Below are 19,322 nucleotides of genomic sequence, written 5' to 3' on the forward strand. Positions count from 1 at the left end.
AGAAGGTGCAATAGGGAATCGTTGGCGGAGAAGAAAATGATATTTTTTGATGCAGATGGCTGATTTTGGTATAATACGAATTGTTTACAAGATTCGGATCAACGGATGGAAGAGGCAACGGTTACAGGAAAGGTTGATGTGCGAATGATTAAAAATCAGGCGAAAACGGAGCAGGGCGCCCCCGTTGAGACAAACGGCATCGTCGGCATCGGAGCGTCGGCCTGTGGCTTGGAGGCGCTTCAACAGCTTTTCGCCCATGTGGAACCGTGCAGCGGGCTATCTTTTATCATTATCCAGCATTTATTGCCCGATTACATAAGCTTCATGGCCGAGCAGTTTTCCAAGATCACGTCGATGCAGGTGATCGAGGCTGAGGACAAGATGGAGGTTCGGCCCAATTGCATTTATTTGATTCCTCCGAACAAAAATATGACCATCAAAAACCGCGTGCTGCAGGTGACCGATCACCAGCAGTCCGCGGGTTTAAATTTGCCCATTGATCTGTTCCTTACCTCATTGGCCAAGGAAGAAGGAAAGCATGCGATCGCCGTGATTCTCTCGGGAACGGGCAGCGACGGCACTCGTGGCATGGAAGCGATCAAGGAGCACGGCGGGCTCGTACTGGTGCAGGATGAGCCAACGGCGAAGTCCGACGGGATGACGGGCAGCGTCCGATTACCCGGAAGCTTCGATGATGTGCTGAATCCCAGGACCATCGCCGATTATATGTGCAGCTGGCCGGTCAGTATGCAGAACGAATCGCACGGAGCCACTGCCCCGGAAGAGGACAAGCTGCTAAACGAGGAGGATACTGAGAGCTTACTCGGCATCTTCACCCTGCTGAAGCAGGCCAGCGGCATCGATTTCTCTTATTATAAGCAGAACAGTATCGTGAGGAGGATCGAACGGCGTATCCGGCTGCAGAACATTGCCGGATTCCGAATTTATGTGTGCTTCCTGGAGAGTCATCCTGACGAGGTAAGTGTGCTCGTTAAGGACCTGCTCATCGGCATCACCCGTTTTTTCCGCGACAGCCAGGCCTTCGAGATCATGCACCGAAAGGTGATTCCCGCCATCTTCGACAACAAGCAGTATGACCGCATCGTCCGCGTCTGGGTAGCCGGCTGCTCGACGGGCGAGGAAGCCTATTCGCTGGCCATTTTGCTCCGGGAGCATATGAGCAGGATGGACAAGCCGTTTACAGTCAAAATTTTCGCAACCGATCTCGACAAGGATTCGATCGATTTTGCCAGCCAGGGCATTTACCCGGAAACCGCGCTCGAGGATTTGCCGCGCAGGTTGGTAAAGACCTATTTCACCCGCCATGGCGATGTATATTCCGTGAACAAGGACATTCGGAAGATGGTCGTCTTCGCGCCGCATAATATTACCAAGGATCCGCCGTTCAGCAGCCTGGATTTGATCACCTGCCGCAACATGCTCATTTATTTGCAGCCCGAGATGCAGCGCAAGGTGATTTCTTTGTTCCATTTTGCACTTAGCCCGAGCGGTTTTTTGTTCCTGGGACCGAGCGAGACGCTAGGCAGGCTATCCAATTTGTTTACCCCCTATGACCGGAAATGGAATATTTTCCAACAAAATAAAATGCAGCCCCCTATGACTTACAGCAGCATGAGCATGAATGAAGGCATGGACATATCCAGAATTCATCACATCGCCAGGCGCGGTTTTCCTGCCCCGAAGGAATCTCCTTCTTACAAAAAAGAGAACGACTTGTGCACTGTATTCGCCGATGAGCATATGCCGCCCTGCATGGTTATCAATGAGCACAACGAGGTGCTCCATCTGAGCGGTAACATCAATCCGTATCTCGTTCTGGCCCAAGGAAAGCCGAGCTGGAATATTTACAAGATGGTCGAAGCCCATCTGGCGGTAGCTATCGTGACAGCGATCGTCAAGGTATTTAAAGATCGGCAGCCGGTTGTATACAAGAGCCTGAGAGTAAACCAAGCGGATCATTCGCCTGCTGTGAAAGTGACGGTTAAGCCTTTTTCGACGAAGAACAAAAAATTCGACCAGCTGGTGCTGGTCACGTTCGAGGAAACGGCGGAGCAGCCTGTCCCGACCAGGACGATCGAATCGTTCGATATCGCAAGCAACGTGAACGAAAGGATCATCGAGTTGGAGCAGGAGCTTCAGCGGGCGGAGGAATCGCTTCAAGCGACGATCGAAGAGCTGGAAACTTCCAATGAGGAGCTTCAAGCGACGAACGAGGAATTGGTTGCCGCCAACGAAGAGCTGATGAGCGCAAACGAAGAACTGCAGTCGCTGAACGAGGAATTGGTCACCGTAAATACGGAATACCAGTTCAAAATCCAAGAGCTGACCGAAGTCAACAACGATCTGGACAATTTTCTTGTCAGCACGAAGATCGGAACCATTTTTCTGGACAATCAAATGCGCGTGAGGCGGTTTACCCCGGCGATCATGAAAGAAATCAATTTGATGGAAGTCGACCACGGACGTCCGATCGGGCATATTTCCCATAATTTCAAGTATGACGGCATCCTTCGGGATGCGAAAAAAGTGCTGAAGACGGAGAACGCGCTGGAGCGTGAAATTCAGAGCAACAATGGCAAATGGTACAACATGCGGGTGCTGCCTTATCGCGCCAATGACAAGGCCGTCAAGGGCATTGTGCTGACATTCGTCGACATCACCGAGCTGAAATCCGCCAACGAGGAGCTGTTGAAGCTGTCCTACGCGATCCAGCAGAGCCCTTCGATCAAGGTCATTACGGACGCGGACGGACGTGTGGAATATGTGAACCCGAAATTTACTGAGGTGACGTCGTTCCAGCTGTCGGATGTGGCCGGCAAGCATCTGCGCGAGTTGAACAATACGGATTCGGCAGGTCCGGCATTCCGCGAGGTGTGGGACGCGATCTCGTCAGGCCGGGAATGGAAGGGAGAGCTCGAAAGCCGGCGCAGCGACGGGGAGCTCTATTGGGAATCCGTCAAGTTTCTGCCGATCAAGAACCGCAAGCGGCAGATCATTCATTATTTAAAAATCGCCGAGGATATCAGCGACCGCAAGCAAACGGAAGAGCTGCTCCGCAAATCGGAGATGCTCTCCGCGGTCGGACAGCTGGCCGCCGGCATCGCGCATGAAATCCGAAATCCGCTGACGGCGCTCAAGGGCTTTACGAAGCTGATGACTTCGGGGGGACCGAACGAAAGCTATCTCGCCATCATGTCGGGAGAGCTGGAACGGATTGAGGAAATCGTCAGTGAGCTTCTCGTGCTGGCGAAGCCGCAAGCCGTCGAATTTTTGCCGAAGCCGGTGCCCGTAATTCTCCACGACGTACTGCTGCTGCTGGATACGCAGGCTATCATATCCAACGTGCAGATCGAGACGGAAATCGACGATAGTCTGCCGATGGTCAACTGCGTGGAGAACCAATTGAAGCAGGTGTTCATCAATGTCGTGAAGAATGGAGTCGAAGCGATGGCAAGCGGGGGCAAAATGGTCATCCGGGCGGTCCGTACCGAGGAGGGCATGCTGAAGATCAGCTTCACGGACAACGGCAGCGGTATTCCGGCCCAGACGCTGGCCAAGCTGGGCGAGCCGTTTTTTACGACCAAGAACAAAGGCACGGGGCTCGGGCTGATGGTCAGCTACAAAATTATTGAAAATCACCAGGGTAAAATGACCATCAACAGCAAAGAGGGGGCCGGCACTACGGTCAATATTGTGCTGCCTCTGCTAGGGTAACCTCCGTCCCGTCACCATTGCTTGCCCTTGTATAACGTTTGTTAACGCTCTATAATGGGGGTACATGATGGTTCGGGGGTTTTCCGGATGAATCAGAGGCTGTTTACCATTAAAGAAGTCTCCATGCGAACGGGATTATCCACCCAGCTCATCCGCAAATGGGAGGAAAGGTATGAGGCGGTCGCACCCTCCCGGTTCCCTAACGGCTACCGCGGATATACGGGGCGCGATGTCGAGACGCTCTTATGGCTGAAGAACAAAGTGGACGAGGGCGTTCCGATCGGGCTTGCCGTGGAAGAGATGAAGCTGCTGATGCCGGATAAAAGGGCCGCGGCTGCGGAGCCGCCGCTGCGGGCCTCGCTCGTGCAAGCTCCGAATGAGCTTAGCGAATACCGAGAGAAGCTGCTGCAGCTGTTTTTGCGGCTGGACCAGGCGGGGGCGCAGCGTTTTTTCGATCAGCTGCTCGCGCTTCACTCTATGGATTATGTGCTGCTGGAGGTGCTGGCTCCGGTACTGGTTGAGATCGGAGACCGCTGGGAGCGGAGAGACATATCGGAGTACCAGGAGCATTTCGGCAGTCATTTTGTCCGGGAACGGCTGCTGGCGCTGAAAATCTCGTACCACCGGTCCGCGGATACGCCTCTCATCGTCACCGCCTGCTCCCCGGGAGAGCGCCATGAGCTTGGGGTGTTGTTTTTCGGCTATTTCGCGCTGCAGGAAGGCTTTCAGATCGTATACCTCGGCGCGGCCCCATCGGAAAAAGGTATCTTCGATTGCTTGGAGCAGCTGGAGCCGGCCGCGTTCGCCTTCGGCATTTCGTCCGAACGGCTGCTCGGGGAAGCGAAGCCGTTCTATGAAGAACTGGACCGCCGTATTGCGGCGCGGAGGCTTTCCACGAAAGTGTTCCTGGGCGGTAGAGCGATCGGGGAGGACCGGCTTATGCCGGGTACGCAATCGATTCATTGGGTCAGCGGGGATGCGCACGAAGCGGTGAAGAAGATGAAGCGGATCCTCGGGTAGCCTCACAAGTCCGGCCAACAAAAAGAACGCGGCATCGCACTTTCGTGCGGAGCCGCGTTCTTTTCCATTGGTGCGGGATGTTATTTCTGCTGCACGGGCAGCCGTTTCAAGCTGTCCGGCTCCGGCGTAATGAACAGCGTCTTCTGGTGGTCGTAAATGACGAAGCCGGGCTTCGCGCCGCTGGGCTTGCGAACATGCTTGACCAGCGTATAATCGACCGGTACCTGGCTAGACTCCTTGCCCTGGCTGAAGAAGGCGGCCAGCTGAGCCGCTTCGTTCAAGGTGGCGTCGCCGAATTCCGGGCTGCGGATCACGACGTGCGAGCCCGGGATGTCCTTCGTATGGAGCCAGGTGTCCGCAGGATGGGCCAGACGGTTCGTCAAATACTCGTTCTGCGTATTGTTCTTGCCCACATAAATGGGGATGCCCTCGCTGGAGGTATAGCAGGCGAGGACCGGCCGCGCGTTCGGCTTCTTGCGCCGGGCGCCTTTTTTGCTGCCGCGGTCTCTTAAATAACCCTGCTCCACCAGCTCCTCGCGGATTTCCTCAATGTCGCCGAGCGAAGCGCTCGTCAGCTGCTGCAGCACATTGTCGAGATAGCGGATTTCCTCTTCGGCCTGCTCCATCTGCTCCTGAACGGCGATTAAGCTGTTCTTGCTCTTGGTGTACTTCTTGAAATAACGCTGGGCATTCTCCGAAGGCGTCAGCAAAGGATCGAGATCGATGGTGACGGGACGCTGCTCTTCATCATAATAGTTCGTGACCTCGACCTGCTTGTCTCCCTTGGCGATCAAATGCAGCGAAGCGGTTAACAGCTCGCCGAGGATGCGGAATCGGTCGGCCTGCCGGGCATCCCGGATCGTCTCCTCCAGCTTCTCCAGCTTCTTAACGTTCTTGCTGCGTTCGTTCGCAAGCAGCCGGAACAAATCCGACACGCGCTGCTTGACGGTGTCCCGCTCCGCTTTATCCCCGTAGTAGGCTTCGAGGCAGCGGCTTATGCTGTCGTAATGCTTCGTTTCGCCCGGGATGTGGGTCAGCTCCAGAATGGAAAAATAGGCCTTGCCTCCGTCGGCTTCCACGATAATCGGATGCGGCCGCTCCTCCTTCAGCTCCCGGATCAGCCCGTGGAACGGCTCCCATAGACGGCCGGCACCCTCAAGCGGATCCTCCAGCAGCCGCGGTTCCGTTCCCGCGCGGTGGACCAGCTCCCGGGCAACCAACGGACTGATGCCGCTGAAGCTTTGCACCAGCAGCTTCTCCCAGGCCGCCGGCGTTAGCGCGGAGCCGTCCTCCACCCCGGCTGAAGCTTCCGTCAGAAGCGCGACGAAGCGTTCCCGGTCCACCTCGGTCGGAAGCGTCTTGTGCTGCTCCGGCGGCGCTGTATATGAAACTCCCGGCATGACGACGCGATAGCTGCTGATGGAGGGTGTGACATGGTGAATTCCGTCCAGTATCGTTCCCGTCGACGGGTCCGTCAGAATAATGTTGCTGTGGCGTCCCATAATTTCTATAATGATCGTTTTCGTGCTGAGGTCGCCGAGCTCGTCTCTTTGGCGGATGCCGATATGGATAACGCGCTCCATTCCGGGCTGGACGACTGATTCGATGATTCCGCTCTCGCAGTGCTTGCGCAGGAGCATGCAGAACATCGGCGCTTCGGTTGGGTTGATGAAGGCGGCTTCGGTAAGATGAACGCGCGGATAGGTGGGGTTGGCGGACAACAACAGCTTTACTCCTGTGCCTGCCGCGCGAATTTGCAACACGATATCGTTCTCCGTGGGCATTTGAATTTTATTGATTCTGCCGCCTACCAGGCTCTGCAGTTCATGAACAAGGCTTCGGACGACAAGACCGTCTAACGACATGACTGACAACAACTCCATTTCTGCTTCTCAAATGTGCTACCCTCTATCATGCCATATTTCGGGCAAAAACTTAAGGGCAAATTCCGTTATAGCCAAGTCTTGCAAGCTGAACCCGGCCGTATGGAGCGACACACAGGGCGGTCCGGCATCGGGGCTGCGCGGATCGCTTCTTCGTTTGGAGGGATGAGGGTGCTATTTTGCGGCTTGTCTGAATACATTTACCCTAGACAACCTTTTGAGGCGGAGACATCCGTACGAACGGGGCATTGACGTAATCAGACGGGTGGTTCCCATCAGGTTTTCGCACATTCGCTGTGCAAGAAGTTTGGGAGGGAAGAGCAGATGAGTCAGAGAAAGTGGTACCACATGACGGCCGAGGAAACCTTGCAAACGACCGGGACGGAAGCCATAAAAGGGTTGACGTCGGTGGAGGCGGACAAGCGGATCTCGGACGCCGGACTTAACGAGTTGGCGGAGGGACAGGGCGTATCCCCGATTACGCTCTTCCTGAATCAGTTTAAAGATTTCATGGTCCTCGTGCTCGTTGGGGCCACACTGGTATCGGGACTGCTCGGCGAATACCTGGATGCCATTACGATCATCGCGATCATCGTTATGAACGGGATTCTCGGGTTCGTGCAGGAGTTCCGGGCCGAGCGGTCGCTTCGCGCGTTAAAAGAGCTATCGGCTCCGAATGCCAAAGTGCTGCGCGACGGCGTGGTGCTTCAGCTGCCGGCTCGGGAGCTGGTGCCGGGAGATATCGTCGTGCTGGAAAGCGGCGACCGGGTTCCCGCCGACATTCGCTTCGTGGAAGCTAACGGCGTTTATGCTGAAGAATCGGCATTGACCGGGGAATCGGTCCCGGTGGCCAAGCATACGGAGTCGTTAGCCGGGGAGGAGATTCCGCTTGGCGATCAGCGGAACCTCGGCTTCATGGGCACGCTGCTGACGCGCGGTACGGCAAAGGGCGTCGTTGTACGTACGGGGATGGAAACGGAGATGGGCAAAATCGCCGATCTGATTCAAAGCACGGAATCGACGGAAACGCCGCTTCAGCACCGGCTGGAGCAGCTGGGGAAGATTCTCATCATCGTAGCGATCGCTTTGACCGTGCTTGTTGTCGTGGCGGGCATCCTGCACGGCCAGGAGCCGTACGGCATGTTCCTCGCCGGGGTCAGCTTGGCGGTCGCGGCCATTCCGGAAGGACTTCCCGCGATCGTAACGATTGCGCTGGCACTTGGCGTACAGCGGATGATCCAGCGCAAAGCGATTGTGCGCAAGCTGCCGTCCGTCGAAACGCTCGGGTGCGCGTCGGTCATTTGCTCGGATAAAACCGGCACGCTGACGCAGAACAAAATGACGGTTACGCATATGTGGCTGGGCGGCGAGCTGCTTGAGGTGACGGGAGACGGCTATGACCCTAACGGCACGATTCTGAAGCAGGGCAAGCCGGTCGACGTGCGAAGCAACCAGATGCTAAGGCGTCTGCTGCAGGTTTCGGTGCTGTGCAACAACGCCGAGCTATCGGAGGAAGCGGCGGGAGGAAAGAAGAAAAAAGGCTCCGAAGAGGCGGACCCGAGCATCTGGAGCATCAAGGGGGATCCGACCGAGGGAGCGCTTGTCGTGCTTGGCGCGAAGGCCGGCGTGACCCAGCAATCCTTGACCAGTTTGTACCGGCGTCTTACAGAAATGCCGTTCGATTCCGAACGGAAGCGGATGTCGGTCGTCGTGGAGCATCAAGGCGGACGCATGGTCTGCACCAAAGGCGCCCCGGACGTGCTGCTCCAGCAATGCGCCTATGTGCTGTGGGACGATAAGGTGATTCCGTTTACGGCCACGCTTCGTCAGAAGGTGCTCGCGGCGAATGAAGGGATGGCCAAGAACGCGCTTCGCGTGCTGGGGCTGGCTTACAGCGACCTCAAGACAAGCGAGCGGGGGACGGAAGAGGACGAGACGGAAAATAACCTGATCTTCATCGGACTGACGGGCATGATCGATCCGCCCCGGCGGGAGGTGCGGGAAGCGATCCTGAAGTGCCGCAGAGCCGGCATCAAGACGGTGATGATTACGGGAGATCATCAGACGACAGCGGAAGCGATCGCGAAGCAGCTCGGCATCCTCCCTCCCGACGGGCTCGCTCTGAACGGACAGCAGCTTACGGCGATGGACGACGACGAACTGGATAAGCATGTGGACAATGCATATGTCTACGCGCGCGTTTCGCCGGAGCATAAGCTGCGGATCGTCAAATCCTTGCAGCGTCGAGGCCATGTGGTGGCGATGACCGGCGACGGCGTCAACGACGCTCCGGCGATCAAGGCGGCCGACATCGGAATCGCCATGGGCATCAGCGGCACGGATGTATCGAAGGAGGCTTCCTCCCTCGTGCTGAGCGACGATAATTTCGGCACGATCGTCTCCGCAATCGAGGAAGGACGCGGCATTTACGAGAATATCCGCAAATTCATCCGTTATTTGCTGGCCTCGAACGTTGGGGAGATCATGACCATGTTCCTCGCCATGATGGCCGGTCTGCCGCTGCCGCTCGTTCCGATTCAAATTTTGTGGGTCAATCTCGTCACCGACGGGCTCCCGGCCATGGCGCTCGGCGTGGATCAGGCGGAGAAGGACCTGATGCAGCAAAAGCCGCGCGGCGCCAAAGAAAACATATTCGCCCGCAGGCTCGGCTGGAAAATTATCAGCCGCGGGCTGCTGATCGGCTTATGCACGCTCGCGGCATTCATCATTGCTCTGCATCAGGGGGAGGACAGCCCGAGCGGATTGATGAAAGCTCAGACCGTCGCGTTCGTTACGCTCGTTATGGCGCAGCTCATCCATGTCTTCGACTGCCGCAGCTCCCGCTCCATCTTCCACCGCAATCCGCTGCAGAACCGCTGGCTTGTATTGGCCGTCATCTCGTCACTGCTGCTGGTGCTGCCGGTCCTTTATGTGGAGCCGCTGCGGCCGATCTTCAAGACGGTGCCGCTCGGTCTGCTCGATTGGATTCTCGTTCTCTTCTTTGCCGGCATTCCGACCTTCCTGATGGGGTTCGGCAGCGTCATGAGCAAACCGAAGCGGAGGCCCCTCGCCTACGGAAGCGGCGGTTCGAAGCCGATGAAGCCGATCAAGCCGATCGCCCGCTAACAATGCCGGACCGCCTTGGCGGTCCGGTTTTCGCTTGGTTGATAAGAATTTATAAGTTTTCACAACTTACAGCTTCGCATCAACCTTGGTAAACGCGCTGGTCCTTGTAAGACAAGGACGGCGTAGCCGTTTATCCTGGGTTGATAAGAATTTATAAGTTTTCGCGGGCTTACAGCTTCGCATCAACCTTGGTAAACGCGCTGGTCCTTGTAAGACAAGGACGGCGTAGCCGTTTATCCTGGTATAGGGGGTTACAGCGGAACAAATTTTGCACTGTCCCTATGCAGTGGGCCGGAATTGCGCTATGATAGGGGGTAAAACACGTTCTTACGGGAGTCTTGAACCATGAACTTTACGAAAATGCAAGGTCTTGGCAACGATTTTATCGTCATCGCCGGAGCGGGCGAGCTTCCGCCGGACGCCGGCGATCAGGCGCTGCGTTTATGCGACCGCCACTTCGGCATCGGAGCGGACGGGCTGGTGTATTTGCTGCCTTCCCGCCTGGGGGATTATCAAATGCGTATTATCAATTCCGACGGCTCGGAAGCGGAGCAGTGCGGCAACGCGATCCGCTGCGCGGCCAAATATATATATGACCACGGGCTTGTACCGGCGGACCGGAGGTCTCTCGTCATCGAGACGATCGGGGCGGGGGCCCAGGCGGTGCAGCTAACCGTAACCGAAGGCAAGGTCACGGCCGTGCGCGTCGATATGGGCGCGCCGGTTTTATCCGGACTTGCGGTGCCGACGACGGTGGATGCCGAGCCGGTGCGCGATTTTCCCGTGGAAGCCGGCGGACGGGAATTCCGGTTCACCGCCGTTTCCATGGGCAATCCGCACTGCGTGATTTTTGTGGACGATGCGGCGGGCTTCGATCTGGCGGCCTGGGGGCCGAAGCTGGAGACGCACCCGCTGTTTCCGAAGCGGACCAACGTCGAATTCGTTACCGTGAAGCGCAGGGATTTCGCCGATATGCGCGTATGGGAACGGGGAGCCGGCCCTACGCTGGCCTGCGGAACCGGCGCCTGCGCCACGCTCGTGGCCGGTGTGCTGAACGGCGTAATGGATCGGCAAGGGGTCGTTTCGCTCAAGGGCGGGGAGCTGTTTATCGAGTGGAATGAAGCGGATAACCGGGTTTATATGACCGGACCAGCGGAAACCGTGTTTAAAGGAACGTTGTAATGTTTATCATGGGAAGGTAAGGTGAAGCCGAAATGAAACCGGATCTGAGAGAAGCGCTTCGTCAGCGCATATTGGTCGGGGACGGCGCCATGGGCACGTATCTGTATCAGATGGGTTTTCCCGTAGGCATATCATATGAAGAATTGAATCTGCTGAAGCCCGACGTCATCGAGAACGTGCACCGTCTTTATTATGAAGCGGGAGCGCGGCTGATCGAGACGAATACGTTCTCCGCGAACCGGGAGAAGCTGTCGAAGTATGGTCTCGAGCAGGAGGTTGAGGCGATTAATCGGGCGGGGGTCGCCCTGGCCAGACAAGCGGTCGGCCCCGACGCCTACGTCGTAGGGGCGATCGGCTCGATCCGGGCGGGCAAGCGAAAGAACGTGCGTACCGCCAAGGTGAAGGAGGATTTGCGCCAGCAAATCGAGGTTTTGACGGATACGGCGGTGGACGGTATTCTGCTCGAATCGTTCTACGATCTCGAGGAGTTGCTGATCGCCGTGAAGCTGATCCGGAGGATCAGCACGCTCCCGGTCATCTGCCAGTTCGCTTCGGAGGGCACGGGCACGACACAAGACGGCATTGCGCTGCAGGATGCGTTCCATATGCTGCTGGACAGCGGCGCCGATGTGGTCGGCTTTAACTGCCGCAGCGGTCCCGTCGGACTTCTGCGTTCCTTGGAGAAGGTAGCCGGAATGAACGAGGCTCCGCCGTTCTCGGTGTTTCCGAATGCAGGCATACCGGATTATGTCGATGGGCGGTATACGTATGCGGCGACGCCGCAATATTTCGGCGAGACGGCCAAACGGTTCGCGGACCTCGGCGCGCGCATCGTCGGCGGCTGCTGCGGGACGACGCCGGAGCATATTGCGGCGATGGCAAGCGCCCTCGAAGGCTACATCCCGAATCCCGAGGCGCTGATGCAGCTGGAGACGGCATCCGGCGTGACGGAGACGATCCGTGTCGTCCGGGAGCCATCCCCTGCCGCAGTGAAGGAGACGGATGAACCGAATTTGGTGGAGCTGGCGAAGCGGCGCCACACGGTCATCGTGGAGCTCGATCCTCCGCGGGATCTCGATATCGCCAAGTTCATGGAAGGCGCGCAGGCGCTGAAGCACGCCAAGGTCGACGCCTTGACCATGGCGGACAACTCCCTGGCCGTCACCCGCATGAGCAATCTTGCGCTCGGCAGCCTCGTGAAGGAACGGACCGGCATTCGTCCGCTCATTCACATCGCCTGCCGGGACCGGAATATGATCGGAACGCAGTCGCACATGATGGGGCTGCACGCGCTCGGCATCGACCATGTGCTTGCGGTTACGGGCGATCCTGCCCGCTTCGGCGATTTGCCGGGCTCCAGTTCGGTGTATGACTTGACCTCCTTCGAGATTATCCGTATGATCAAACAGTTGAACGAAGGAGTGGCGTTCTCGGGCAAGCCGCTGAAGAAGAAAGCGAATTTCGTCATCGGCGCGGCTTTTAATCCCAATGTAAAATATTTGGATAAAGCGGTGCAGCGCCTCGAACGCAAGATCGAAGCCGGCGCCGACTATATTATGACGCAGCCGGTATACAATGCCGAGCTGATCGAGCGGATCTACGAGGCGACGAAGCATCTGTCCGTTCCGATCTTCCTCGGTATCATGCCGCTGGCCAGCGGCAATAATGCGGAATATTTGCATAACGAGGTGCCGGGCATCCAGCTGTCCGACGAAGTGCGCCGGCGCATGCAGGGGCTGAAGGGCGAAGAAGGAAGAGCCATGGGCGTGCAAATCGCCCGGGAGCTGCTGGATACGGCGATGGCCTATTTCAACGGGATCTACTTGATGACCCCGTTCCTGGCCTACGAAATGACCGTGCAGCTGACGAATTACGTGTGGGAGAAGGCCGGGCGCCGGGATTTCCACTTGTCCCCACTAGCAAAATGAATTAAAATAGGGTAACGGATGTGAAAGCCATGTTGTTCAGCATGACCGGATTCGGCCAGGCGGAACGTTCGATTGCGGGCTTTAAGCTGCAGATCGATCTGAAATCGGTCAATCACCGGTATTGTGAAATCGTCGTCCGGATGCCCAGAGAATGGGCCAAATTCGAGGATACGATCAAGCGAACGGTGTCGCAGCAGGTGAAGCGGGGACGCGTCGATGCGTTCATCTCGATGGAGAGGGACAGCGGCGGAACACCCTCTTTTCGCGTTGATGCCGCGCTTGCGGAGTCGTATATGCACGCTGCGGAGCAGTTGCGGTCGGGATTGTCCCTGCAGGACGAGCTGAAGCTGAGCGACTTGCTCCAAATCCCGAATTTGATCGTACTGGAGGATGGGCTTCAGGCGAGCGAAGAGGAGATCGAGCGGGCATTGACGGACGTCACGGCGGAAGCGACCCGGAACCTGCTTTCCATGCGGGAGCGGGAAGGAGAGCATCTGCTCTCCGATCTGAAGCAGCGGCTCTTATCGATGCGGAGCTTCTGCGAATCGGCCGCGTTTATTGCGCCGCAGGCCGTTAAAGAATTCTCGGACAAGCTGCGTCTTCGGATGCAGGAGCTGCTTCAATCCGCCGCGCTCGACGAGAGCCGGCTTGCGATGGAAGCGGCGATCTTCGCCGACCGGGCGAGCGTCGATGAAGAGCTGACCCGCTTGCAGAGCCATTTTCAGCAATTCGAGGGACTGCTTCAGGCGGCGGTACCGGTGGGCCGCAAGCTGGACTTTCTAGTCCAGGAAATGAACCGGGAAGTGAACACGATCGGCTCGAAGGCGAACCATGCCCGGTTAACCTCCCTTGTCGTGGAGATGAAAGCGGAGCTGGAGAAGATGCGGGAGCAGATTCAAAATATTGAGTAATATATTTATTTTTTTGCAACGGCATTCATGTTTCTGACGGAGCAATAGCGGAGAACAGAATACATGCTGTAGAACGAAGTGTGGCGCATTTGAAAATGGGTTATTACCGCAGATAATTTTACAATAGAATGAACCCATTTTCTAAAGCGCCCGGAAGCATGTATTCTGATTCGCAGCGGACCCGCCGTAGTCATGCTAAAGCCGTTGCAAAAAACACGTTCCAGGGGGATACCAACTAATGGCGATCAAACTAATCAACATCGGTTTCGGAAACATCGTCTCCGCAAATCGAATCATTTCCATTGTCAGCCCGGAGTCGGCGCCGATCAAACGGATCATCCAAGAAGCGCGGGACCGACACATGCTGATAGATGCGACGTACGGTCGCCGTACTCGTGCAGTTATCATCACGGACAGCGATCATGTCATCCTGTCTGCGGTACAACCGGAAACGGTAGCTCATCGACTTTCGAATAAGGACGATGATCATGACGAGTAATATTGGTTATACCCCTGCTGAGAAAGGCATACTGATCGTACTCTCGGGCCCTTCCGGCGTAGGGAAAGGCACCGTATGTAAAGCGCTTCGCTCGAAAGCTCCGGAGCTGGTATACTCCGTCTCCGCAACCACCCGTCCGCCCCGTGAAGGGGAAGTGGACGGCGTGAATTATTTTTTCAAGAGCAGGGAACAATTCCTGCAGCTGGTCGATCAGGACCAAATGCTGGAATGGGCTGAATATGTGGGCAATTTCTACGGGACTCCAAGGAAATTCGTGGAGGAAACGCTCCAGTCCGGCAAGGATATCATCCTTGAGATCGAAGTCCAGGGCGCTCTGAAAGTGAAGCAGAAATTTCCGGAGGGCGTATTCATCTTTCTCCTGCCGCCGTCGCTGCCCGAGCTGGAAAGCCGGATCGTGGGACGCGGGACGGAATCCGAGGAATCCATCCGCAACCGCATGTCGGTCGCCTTGGAGGAGATCCGGCTGATGGAGCATTATGATTACGCGATCGTCAACGATCAGGTTGATCTGGCCTGCGAGCGGATACTCGGCATTCTCACGGCGGAGCACTGCCGTAAAGATAGAATGGTATCGAAAATTAAACATTGGATGGCAGAGGTGAATCACTGATATGTTGTATCCTTCAATCGATAAATTGCTGGGTAAAGTAGACAGTAAGTATTCCTTGGTGGTTGCGGCGGCTAAGCGGGCAAGATTGCTGCGTGACGGCGCGAAAACGGAAGTTCGTCAAAAACGGTCGCACAAACACGTCGGGTTGGCGCTGGAAGAAATTTTCGAGGACCACATCAATTACGAGAAGATCCAATCCAAAGAAACTCCTTTAAAATAAACAACCCATAGCGGTTGTTATTTTTTTGCGGATAACGGAGCGGGAGGCTAAGCCGCCCCGGCAGCCTGAGTGCAGTGCAAAGCTGAAGCCCACGCCGGGAGAGGCATACCGAGGCAGGGCTGACGTCGCTGACTTGGCAAGGAGGTACTGAAGGAACCGTACTTAGGAAGCATGGTAACTCAGACTAAGGGAGTGCTCAGGAGACTGTTTGGTATCGCAAACTGAAATGAACGCCTAAGAAGTAGTTTTGCTACCGCAATGCTTACGAAGTGGTTTTGCTAAAACTATGCTTATGAAGTAGTTTTGCTATCGCAATGCTTACGAAGTGGTTTTGCCAAAGCAAAACCTGGAGGAGGAAGTCAAATGCTGAACGGAAAAACGATCGTTCTCGGCGTATGCGGCGGAATCGCCGCTTACAAAGCCGCCGCCTTATGCAGCAAGCTCACGCAGGCGGGCGCGGAGGTTCGCGTCATCCTGACGGAATCGGCAACGAAGTTCATCGCCCCGCTTACGTTCCAAACGCTCTCGCGCCATCCCGTTGCCGTCGATACGTTCGACGAGAAGGACGCTTCCGTCGTGCAGCATATCGATTTGGCGGACAGGGCGGATCTCATTCTCGTTGCGCCGGCGACGGCGAACATGATCGCCAAGATGGCGCACGGGCTTGCCGACGACATGCTCAGCACGACCCTGCTCGCTACGACGGCGCCGGTGCTGGTCGCTCCGGCCATGAACGTACATATGTACGGCCACCCGTCCGTGGAAGCGAACATGCAGACGCTGGCGGATCGCGGCGTGCGGTACATTGAGCCGGGAACCGGCCAGCTCGCCTGCGGATATGTGGGCAAGGGCCGTCTGGCCGAGCCTGAGGAGATCGTGGCGGCGGTGGAGCGATTCTTTCAGGAGAAGCGGATGCTCGCGGGGAAGCGCGTGCTAGTCACGGCAGGTGGAACGATAGAACGAATTGACCCCGTCCGTTATTTGACCAATGACTCCTCCGGCAAAATGGGATTTGCCATCGCGGAGGAGGCGAGCCGTATGGGGGCGGAAGTCACCCTCGTTACGGGAAAAACCTCCGTTCCGCTGCCGCCTGGCGTGAAGGCGGTCCGAACGGAGTCGGCGCTGGACATGATGGAGGCCGTATTGTCCCGTCTGCAGGACAACGATATCGTCATTAAAGCGGCGGCGGTGGCGGATTACCGCCCGGCCGAGCAGGCGCAGCAGAAGATCAAGAAGAAAAAATCCGAGCTGACCCTGCAGCTTGTGAAAAATCCGGATATATTAAAAGCCGTCGGCGAGCGCAAGACAACCCAGTTCGTGGTCGGCTTTGCCGCCGAAACGGAGCGCGTGGCCGAGCACGCCATGGACAAGCTGAAGCGCAAGAATTCCGATTTGCTGGTGGCGAACGATGTGTCCGCGGAAGGGGCGGGGTTCGGCACGGATACGAACATCGTGAGCTTTTTTGACCAGAACGGACTGGTCGAGGCTCTTCCGGTGCTGCCCAAGGCGGAGGTTGCCCGCAGGCTGCTGACGCTCATCGCGAGCCGGATGGAAGGCGGCAAAACAGCCGCAAATGATCATTCCGGGAACGGAGGAAACGAATGTACGCCAAAGTAATCGTGGATGTCCCGGCTCGGCAGACGAACCGGGCTTTCGATTATATCGTGCCGGAATCGCTGCGGGACTGGATCGCCGTCGGCAGCCGGGTGGGCGTGCCGTTCGGTCCCCGCGTCGTGCAAGGGTTCGTTGTGGAGCTGCAGCCGGATACGGACCAGAACAAGGAGAAGCTGAAGCCGATCGCCCACGCGCTCGATCTGACGCCACCCCTGACGCCGGAGCTGGTCAAGCTGGGACGCTGGATCAGCCGGACCTACTTGTGCCATGAGGTGACGGCGCTTCAGGCGATGATCCCCGGCGCCCTGAAGGCAAAGTACGAGCGGCATGTGCGTGTAACCGAACCCGCCGAAGAAGGGGCGGTTTCTTTCTTGCTTCCCCGGCAGCAGGAGATCCTTCAGTATGTGAAGGAAAGAGATTCGGTCGAGCTGGAATCCCTGATGGAGAAGTTCGGCGGGGACGGGCCGCTCATCCGGCAGCTGATCGAGGAAGGCCGCCTCAGCGAGGTGCAGCTGATCAAGGACCGGATGAGTACCAAGAAAGCGCTCACCGTATTCCCGCCGGACGACCTGGAGCGGCTGGACGGCTGGATCCGGGAGCTGTCCGCCCGGGCGGCCAAGCAAAAGGAAGTGCTGGAGCATCTCCGGCTCCATCCTGAGCCGGTGAAGCTTACGGATCTTCTGGCCAAGCTGAATATCAGCGCGAGTACGGTCAAAGGGCTGGCCGACCGGGGCTGGCTCCGGCTCGAAGAGGTCGAGGTAATGCGCGATCCGTACGGCTCCCGCACGTTCAAGCCGACCGACCCGCTGCCGCTGACGGCCGAGCAGGAGAAAGTGTTCAGCCGAATTCAGGGGGCCGTCGTAGGCAGGGAGAAGCGCGTGTTCCTGCTCCACGGGGTAACGGGAAGCGGGAAAACCGAAGTGTATTTGCAGTCGATCCAATCCTGTCTCGACATGGGACGCGAGGCGATCGTGCTGGTGCCGGAGATCTCATTGACGCCGCAAATGGTGGAGCGGTTTAAAGGCCGCTTCGGCGAGCGGGTGGCGGTGCTGCACAGTCGGCTCTCACACGGGGAACGATACGACGAATGGCGCAAAATCATGCGCAAGCAAGTACAGGTCGTCATCGGCGCGCGTTCGGCGATTTTTGCCCCTTTTACGAGTATCGGCCTGATCATTATCGATGAAGAACACGAGACGACCTATAAGCAGGAAGAAAGTCCGAAGTATCATGCCAGAGAGGTGGCGGCGGCGCGGGCGTCCTATCACGGGGCGGCGGTTGTACTCGGTTCCGCCACGCCTTCGCTGGAAAGCATGTACCGGACGACGCCGGAGGCCATGGACGATCCGTCGGAGGACCGGGCGGCATATGAGCTGCTCTCCATGCCGTCGCGCGTAGAGGGCAGGCCGCTGCCGGCCGTACAGATCGTCGATATGCGCGAAGAGCTGAAGCAGGGCAACCGTTCCATGTTCAGCCGCGGCCTGTATAAAGCGATCGAAGATCGGTTACACAAGAAGGAACAGGTCGTTTTGCTGCTGAACCGGCGGGGCTACGCCACATTCGTGATGTGCCGGACGTGCGGTTACGTGGCGGAATGCCCTCACTGCGACATCTCGCTCACCTATCATCAGAGCTCGCATACGATCCGCTGTCATTACTGCGGCTATGCGGAGCGCGAGCTGTCGACTTGTCCGGAATGCGAAAGCTCGCATATTCGCCACTTTGGAACGGGAACGCAGCGCGTGGAGGAGGAGCTCGGCAAGCTGTTCCCGGGTATCCGGGTCATCCGGATGGACGTGGACACGACGACCGAGAAGGGCTCGCACGAGAAGTGGCTGACCCTTTTCAAGAATCGTCAGGCAGACGTGCTGCTCGGCACGCAGATGGTGGCGAAGGGGCTCGATTTCCCTCACGTCACCTTGGTGGGAGCGCTGGCTGCGGATTCGGTGCTTAACCTGCCGGACTTCCGGGCGGCGGAACGGACCTTCCAGCTGCTTACGCAGGTGGCGGGCCGGGCCGGACGCCACGAGCTGCCCGGGGAAGTGTTCGTGCAAACGTATACGCCCGAGCATTACAGCATTTTGACGGCCGCCCGCCACGATTACACCGCATTCATGCGCAAGGAAATGATGCTGCGCAAATTTCATCACTATCCGCCGTTCCACCGGCTTATTCTGATCACGCTGACGCATGAGCAGGTTCCCCTGCTTCTCCGCTCGGGGGAAGTGCTGGCAAACCGGCTCAGGGAGATCGGAAACGACCGAAACCGGTCGGGCGGAGAGCTGGAGGTGCTCGGTCCCGTCGCCTCGCCGATCTCGCGGATCAAGGATAGATATCGTTTTCAATGCATGATAAAATATCGGGGGGAAGCGGACATTGCCGCCCTAGTGCAGCAAGCCGCCTCAGTGCTCGACGAAACCGTCAAGCAGCAGAAGCTGACGGTCAGCATCGATGTGGACCCGCAATTATTGATGTAGTGTGTATCTTTCCTATTTTTGAATATAAATGAACTATACGGAAGCCTTCGGCCGGCAGGGCCAAGGCAACAGGTTGTCGAACCCGAGAGGATGGTG

The 19,322-nt window shown here is 57.2% G+C and carries 12 protein-coding genes; 11 read left to right on the forward strand and 1 reads right to left on the reverse strand.

Features of this window, described 5'->3' with window-relative positions:
• Positions 1 to 144 precede the first annotated feature (144 nt).
• Positions 145 to 3,735 (forward strand): CheR family methyltransferase, encoded by a 3,591-nt coding sequence (locus tag O9H85_RS02945; protein ID WP_269879765.1) that lies wholly within the window; start codon positions 145 to 147, stop codon positions 3,733 to 3,735.
• Positions 3,736 to 3,822: 87 nt separating this feature from the next.
• Entirely contained in the window at positions 3,823 to 4,755 is a 933-nt protein-coding gene (locus O9H85_RS02950; protein WP_269879766.1) for a MerR family transcriptional regulator, read from the forward strand.
• Positions 4,756 to 4,835: 80 nt separating this feature from the next.
• Here O9H85_RS02950 and O9H85_RS02955 read toward each other — a convergent pair whose 3' ends face one another.
• Positions 4,836 to 6,620, reverse strand: a complete 1,785-nt coding sequence (locus O9H85_RS02955; protein ID WP_269879832.1) for an Rqc2 family fibronectin-binding protein — start codon at positions 6,618 to 6,620, stop codon at positions 4,836 to 4,838.
• Between the two features lie 342 nt (positions 6,621 to 6,962).
• Between O9H85_RS02955 and O9H85_RS02960 the strand changes: the two genes are divergently transcribed.
• The 9 genes from O9H85_RS02960 (at position 6,963) to priA (ending at position 19,226) form a co-directional block, all read left to right on the forward strand.
• Positions 6,963 to 9,764 carry a calcium-translocating P-type ATPase, SERCA-type gene (locus O9H85_RS02960; RefSeq protein WP_269879767.1) on the forward strand — a complete coding sequence of 934 codons (2,802 nt, stop codon included), beginning with the start codon at positions 6,963 to 6,965 and terminating at the stop codon, positions 9,762 to 9,764.
• 345 nt (positions 9,765 to 10,109) lie between these two features.
• A complete protein-coding gene (gene dapF / locus O9H85_RS02965) occupies positions 10,110 to 10,946 on the forward strand; it encodes a diaminopimelate epimerase (protein ID WP_269879768.1) in 837 nt (278 codons plus the stop codon).
• 32 nt (positions 10,947 to 10,978) lie between these two features.
• The gene (locus O9H85_RS02970; RefSeq protein WP_269879769.1) at positions 10,979 to 12,874 is read left to right on the forward strand and encodes a bifunctional homocysteine S-methyltransferase/methylenetetrahydrofolate reductase; all 1,896 of its coding nucleotides are present in this window, start codon (positions 10,979 to 10,981) and stop codon (positions 12,872 to 12,874) included.
• Between the two features lie 29 nt (positions 12,875 to 12,903).
• On the forward strand, positions 12,904 to 13,785 hold the full coding sequence (locus O9H85_RS02975; RefSeq protein ID WP_269879833.1) for a YicC/YloC family endoribonuclease: 882 nt from the start codon (positions 12,904 to 12,906) through the stop codon (positions 13,783 to 13,785).
• Positions 13,786 to 14,023: 238 nt separating this feature from the next.
• Positions 14,024 to 14,284 carry an extracellular matrix/biofilm regulator RemA gene (remA, locus tag O9H85_RS02980; protein ID WP_009672664.1) on the forward strand — a complete coding sequence of 87 codons (261 nt, stop codon included), beginning with the start codon at positions 14,024 to 14,026 and terminating at the stop codon, positions 14,282 to 14,284.
• Complete coding sequence (gmk, locus tag O9H85_RS02985; RefSeq protein ID WP_269879770.1) at positions 14,274 to 14,915, forward strand: guanylate kinase; 642 nt, start codon at positions 14,274 to 14,276, stop codon at positions 14,913 to 14,915. Before remA ends, gmk begins: the two co-directional genes overlap by 11 nt.
• A 1-nt stretch (position 14,916) precedes the next feature.
• Positions 14,917 to 15,135 carry a DNA-directed RNA polymerase subunit omega gene (gene rpoZ, locus O9H85_RS02990; RefSeq protein ID WP_269879771.1) on the forward strand — a complete coding sequence of 73 codons (219 nt, stop codon included), beginning with the start codon at positions 14,917 to 14,919 and terminating at the stop codon, positions 15,133 to 15,135.
• A gap of 363 nt (positions 15,136 to 15,498) precedes the next feature.
• Positions 15,499 to 16,752 carry a bifunctional phosphopantothenoylcysteine decarboxylase/phosphopantothenate--cysteine ligase CoaBC gene (gene coaBC, locus O9H85_RS02995; RefSeq protein WP_269879772.1) on the forward strand — a complete coding sequence of 418 codons (1,254 nt, stop codon included), beginning with the start codon at positions 15,499 to 15,501 and terminating at the stop codon, positions 16,750 to 16,752.
• The gene (gene priA / locus O9H85_RS03000; RefSeq protein WP_269879773.1) at positions 16,737 to 19,226 is read left to right on the forward strand and encodes a primosomal protein N'; all 2,490 of its coding nucleotides are present in this window, start codon (positions 16,737 to 16,739) and stop codon (positions 19,224 to 19,226) included. Before coaBC ends, priA begins: the two co-directional genes overlap by 16 nt.
• The last annotated feature ends 96 nt before the right edge of the window (positions 19,227 to 19,322 follow it).

The organism is Paenibacillus gyeongsangnamensis, from assembly GCF_027533625.1.
Lineage (GTDB): Bacteria > Bacillota > Bacilli > Paenibacillales > NBRC-103111 > Paenibacillus_G > Paenibacillus_G gyeongsangnamensis.

Coding starts and splice junctions, on each gene's coding strand:
- O9H85_RS02945 (WP_269879765.1), top strand. CDS start 145: ATGATTAAAAATCAGGCGAAAACGGAGCAGGGCGCCCCCGTTGAGACA.
- O9H85_RS02950 (WP_269879766.1), top strand. CDS start 3,823: ATGAATCAGAGGCTGTTTACCATTAAAGAAGTCTCCATGCGAACGGGA.
- O9H85_RS02955 (WP_269879832.1), bottom strand. CDS start 6,620: ATGTCGTTAGACGGTCTTGTCGTCCGAAGCCTTGTTCATGAACTGCAG.
- O9H85_RS02960 (WP_269879767.1), top strand. CDS start 6,963: ATGAGTCAGAGAAAGTGGTACCACATGACGGCCGAGGAAACCTTGCAA.
- dapF (WP_269879768.1), top strand. CDS start 10,110: ATGAACTTTACGAAAATGCAAGGTCTTGGCAACGATTTTATCGTCATC.
- O9H85_RS02970 (WP_269879769.1), top strand. CDS start 10,979: ATGAAACCGGATCTGAGAGAAGCGCTTCGTCAGCGCATATTGGTCGGG.
- O9H85_RS02975 (WP_269879833.1), top strand. CDS start 12,904: ATGTTGTTCAGCATGACCGGATTCGGCCAGGCGGAACGTTCGATTGCG.
- remA (WP_009672664.1), top strand. CDS start 14,024: ATGGCGATCAAACTAATCAACATCGGTTTCGGAAACATCGTCTCCGCA.
- gmk (WP_269879770.1), top strand. CDS start 14,274: ATGACGAGTAATATTGGTTATACCCCTGCTGAGAAAGGCATACTGATC.
- rpoZ (WP_269879771.1), top strand. CDS start 14,917: ATGTTGTATCCTTCAATCGATAAATTGCTGGGTAAAGTAGACAGTAAG.
- coaBC (WP_269879772.1), top strand. CDS start 15,499: ATGCTGAACGGAAAAACGATCGTTCTCGGCGTATGCGGCGGAATCGCC.
- priA (WP_269879773.1), top strand. CDS start 16,737: ATGTACGCCAAAGTAATCGTGGATGTCCCGGCTCGGCAGACGAACCGG.